This window comes from Rubrimonas sp., from assembly GCF_036788415.1.
Lineage (GTDB): Bacteria > Pseudomonadota > Alphaproteobacteria > Rhodobacterales > Rhodobacteraceae > Rubrimonas.
Window position 1 is genome coordinate 1 of record NZ_DAIQNN010000167.1, and the last position, 4,076, is coordinate 4,076.

The following is a 4,076-nucleotide window of genomic DNA, read 5'->3' on the forward strand; positions in this document are numbered from 1 at the left end:
AGAAGGCTGGCGCCATCGCGTTCTGGTTCGCGGTGGTTTCGGCGGCGGGCGGGCTCGTCACGGCGCCGCTCGGCTGGGCGGCGCCCGACGCGCCGACGCTCGCGCTGCTGGTGGGCGCCGGGGTCGCCGGGGGCGTCGCGCATATCCTGATGACGCTGTCCTTCCGCCATGCCGAGGCGGCGGCGCTTGCCCCGTTCGAGTATCTGTCGGTGCTTTGGGCGGTCCTGATGGGCCTCGTGCTGTTCGCCGAGATCCCCGGCTGGTCCTTCCTGCTCGCCGCGCCGATGATCCTCGGCGGCGCCGTCGTCGCCACGCCACGCGCCGCGGGGCGCGCATGAGCGTCCACGCCAACTGGTCGCTGCGCGAGGATGTCCGCGCCTACTGGGAGAAGCGCGCCGAAACCTTCGACCGCTCGCCCGGCCATGGGGCCGACGATCCGGTCGAGGTCGCGCTCTGGGCGCGGCTCTTGCGCGATCTCGGCCTCACGCCCGGCGCACGCGTGCTCGAGCCCGCCTGCGGCACGGGGGCCTTCACGGCGGCTCTCCTTGCGGCGGGGGCTACGGTCGAAGGGATCGACTTCGCCGAGGCCATGCTCGCCCGCGCTCGCGCCCGGCATGGGCCCCGCGCCACCTTCCGGCTCGCCGCCGCCGAGACGCCGATGGTCCCGGCGGGAGCCTTCGATGTCGTCGCGACGCGTCACCTCGTCTGGACGCTCACCGATCCGCCCCGCGCCTTCGCCGCCTGGGCCGAGGCGCTGAGGCCGGGCGGATTGCTGATCATCGTGGACGGCGACTGGCGACGCGAAACGGCGCTCTCACGCCTCGCCGCCCGCCTCGGCCGCGCTTGGGACGCCGCCGCCGGCCGCGCACCGCTGTGGGACGCGACGGCGCATGCGTCGATCATGGATCGGCTGCCGTTTCGCGACGGCCTGCGGCCGGAGCGGCTTGCGCCGCTGCTCGCGGAGGCAGGCTTCGGATCGCCGCGCTTCGCCTCGCTCGTCCGAGTGCGTCGGCGGCAACTGGCGCAGGCAAGCTGGCGCGACCGGCTGGCGCTTCTGGAGAGCGCCGCCCGGCCCTTCGCGATGGTGGCGTCGCGGCACTAGCCGTTTCTCGGGCGTCCGGCGCCGTCAGGGCGCGACCTCCATGTCGCCGCCCAGCCGCTCGCGGTCGAAGTCTGTGACAAGCACGTCCAAGACGACGCTCCAGGGCCCCGGCAAGGGCAGCTGGGCTTCTGCGCGCCACACGCCGTCCTCGCCCCGGACGGCGTCGACGCGGACGGGTTCGAGCGCGCCGTCGGCCGGCGCGAAGGCGACGGTCAGCGTCAGCGGGGTCATCGCCTGGAAATTCGCGTCAAGCACGGTTGCGGTCACGGCGTTGGGTCCGACGCGCCCAGGCGTCACGGCCAGGTCCGCCATGGCGAGCCGGCCGTGGAGGTGCATGGTGATCGTTCCCGGCGCGTCGTCCAGCGCGCGCGGCGGCGGCGTCAGGCGGAACGCCGCCGCGCAGCCGAGAACCGCGAGCCCCAGTCCGATTTCGGCGAGGATGCTGCGCCGCAGTCGCGCCGGCGCGACGGGCGCAGCCGTCAGGCGCGGCGTCAGCGCGAAGCGGTTCAGCGCGGCGAGGCCCAGCATCCCGGCGACCAGCGTCAGTTTCAGCGTCAGCAGCCGGCCGTAGTCAGTCGACACAAGGTCCGCGGGCGCGCGCAGTTGCGTCCACGCCAGGAAAGCGCCGGAGAGCGTTAGCGCCGCCAGCATCGGCGTCGCCCTCGCAGCGAAGCGACGGACGACCGGAGCCGCGCCCGCCCGGTCGCGCGCCAGCGCGGCGGCGAGCGGCGCCAGCGCGCCCAGCCAGACCATGAGCGCCGCCGCATGGATCGCGACCATCGGCCCGGTCAACCAGCGCGGCGGGGCGCTCGCGGCGTGACCCGACGCGGCGAAGCCGAGCGCGCAGAGGCCGAGCGCAGCGAAGCAGGGCGCGGCGCGCGCGACGAGCAGCCCAGCCGCCGCCAGCGCCGCCGCGAGCGTCCAGAGCAGCGCGGAAAAGCTCGCAGGCGCACGCGCCGCCTCGGTCCATAAGGCGGCGCCGGCCAGATCGGCCAGCGGCGCGTCGAGCCGGTCGAGCCCCTCGGCCCCCGCCAGCAGGATCGCGGCCGGCGCGACGACGAGCGCGCCGCCGAGCGCCAGCCGCCGTGCAAAGGCGACGGGCGGCGCTATGAGCGCGGTGAAGACGGCGCCGCCCACGCTGAGCGCGAGACCCGTGAACAGGACGACGCGGGCCACCGCCGCAAGGAGCGCGTCCTGCGCCCCGGCGCCGTCAGCCGCGCCCGTCTCGCTGGGCGCGCCGATCGAGAACGCATGCGTCCCGCCGACCGGGTGGCCGTCCGTCGAGGTCACGCGCCAGCTCAGCAGATGCGTGCCGCGCCCCGCGTCGACGGGCGGGGTCACGCGGACAGTTTCGCCCTGCACGGCGACGGGCGGCGCGCTGACCCGCCCGTCGGGCGTGACCCACCGAAACGTCAGCGCCGAGACCGGTTCGTTGAACTGCAGGCGCAACTCGGCGGGCGCCGTCGCCAGCACGGTCCCGGCGGCAGGCGTCGCCGCGCGCAATTGCGCGTGGGCCAGCGCCGCAGGCGCGACCCCCAGCACGAACGCCAGCAAGAGAACTACGCGCAGCATCGAGGTCGCCCCCCCCCTGCGAGGTCACGTCATCCGTGCGCCGCCGCCGACCCGGGGCCGGCGGCGGCGCGGAGTTCAGTGGCTGTGGGCCGCAGGCAGAAGGAGGATGCCCGGCGCAGGATAGGCGAGATCGTCCGCCTTCTGGCCGGCTGCGGGTATCTCGATCCAGCGCTCGGCCTTGGTCGCGCACTCCTGCACGGTCGGGAAGTAGAGGGTCTCGCCCACCGGCAGCGCGTCCGTCAGGCGACCGCGGAAAATGAACTCGTCATAGTGCGCGTCGAGCAACTCGCCGGTCCAGACGATCTCGAGCACGCCTTCGGTCACTTCCGACCCCCAGAGCGTGTAGGGTCGCGCATAGGGGCCTGTCATCGTCTCGAGCGTCCAGCCGGCCTTGGGCTGCGGCTTCACCGCAATCATCCCTTCGGGAATGCGGACGCGCACCTTCAACGTGGCCTCGCCGTCGCAGCCATGGGGCACGCGCAGGACCGCCTTGTAGGTGGTGTTCACCGCCGCCTCGGACACCTCGAAGGTGGCGTGGGCGTGCGCGGCGCCGGCCAGCGCGCAGAGCGCCGCGGCGGAAAGAAATGCTCTCATGATGGTCTCCATGGTCGGACGGCGCGGCGCAGCCTGCGCTTCGCGGCCTGTCCGTGATTGCGTCGGGGAAAGGTTCGGCGGCTCACGCGCCGCGCGGCGGACCCCTGGGACGTGCGGCCGCCCGAACGCGTCCTCGCGGCAATCCCGGTTTCGAGCGCGGCGCTTGCGCGTCTGCGCGGCGCCGCGGCGAACCGAGCCCCTCGCGCGTCGGCGCTTCCATTGCTTCGGCGAGCTGGCAGGCGAGGCAAGGCGTTTCGGTCGCTGTCGCGCCGCCTCCTTGTTCGCCGCCTTCGCCGCAGATGTCGGCAGGACCGCCATCCGGCGCCAGAAGCGTCTGGTCCGTTGGATGGGCGGCATGCGCCCAGCCCGAAAGCGGCAGCGCCGCGCCGAGCAGCGTGACGACGATCCAGCCGAACAGGCGCCTGCGGAGATGCTCCATATGCTGATGTTAACGCATGTCCGCCGACGGCAAACGGTGATTTCGCCGCCGCCGCTCACATCATCGCCACCGAGCCCGGTTCTCTGCACGTCTCCAGTCGTGGCCGGTGGCCGTTGCGACGCTCAGACGGTCTGGAGCACCCCGTGGTCGTCGCAGTGGTCGCCGTGCGGGTGATGCAAATGGCCATCGACGAGATAGCAGGTGTGATTGCCATGCGGGACGGTCGGGTGGCCGCAGTCTGGCCCGTGCACGTGGTCGGCCGCGTGGCCGCCACAGGCGTGGGCGGGCGTGCAGGCGTTGGGGTTCGCCGCGCTGACGGCGATCGCGTGCTCGTCGACATGGTCGCCATGGGGGTGATGCAGGTGGCCA

General features: G+C 73.6%; 4 protein-coding genes and 1 pseudogene. 3 read left to right on the forward strand and 2 right to left on the reverse strand.

The genetic code is table 11. The features are described from left to right. Together V7Q31_RS17740 and V7Q31_RS17745 are read left to right on the forward strand one after the other, a co-directional pair. Window positions 1-338: pseudogene (locus tag V7Q31_RS17740) on the forward strand (DMT family transporter); the annotation flags it as partial. Further along, complete coding sequence (locus tag V7Q31_RS17745; RefSeq protein WP_333835180.1) at window positions 335-1,102, forward strand: class I SAM-dependent methyltransferase; 768 nt, start codon at window positions 335-337, stop codon at window positions 1,100-1,102. The pseudogene V7Q31_RS17740 and the gene V7Q31_RS17745, both read left to right, overlap by 4 nt. A 24-nt stretch (window positions 1,103-1,126) precedes the next feature. Here the strand turns inward: V7Q31_RS17745 and V7Q31_RS17750 are convergent, their stop codons facing one another. Then, window positions 1,127-2,674, reverse strand: coding sequence for a copper resistance CopC/CopD family protein (locus V7Q31_RS17750; protein WP_333835181.1), 1,548 nt, complete (start codon window positions 2,672-2,674; stop codon window positions 1,127-1,129). 75 nt (window positions 2,675-2,749) lie between these two features. After that, the gene (locus V7Q31_RS17755; protein ID WP_333835182.1) at window positions 2,750-3,268 is read right to left on the reverse strand and encodes a YcnI family copper-binding membrane protein; all 519 of its coding nucleotides are present in this window, start codon (window positions 3,266-3,268) and stop codon (window positions 2,750-2,752) included. 582 nt (window positions 3,269-3,850) lie between these two features. On the opposite strand from V7Q31_RS17755, the gene V7Q31_RS17760 reads away from it, so the two are divergent. Beyond that, a partial coding sequence (locus V7Q31_RS17760; protein ID WP_333835183.1) for a hypothetical protein occupies window positions 3,851-4,076 on the forward strand: 226 nt, incomplete at its 3' end.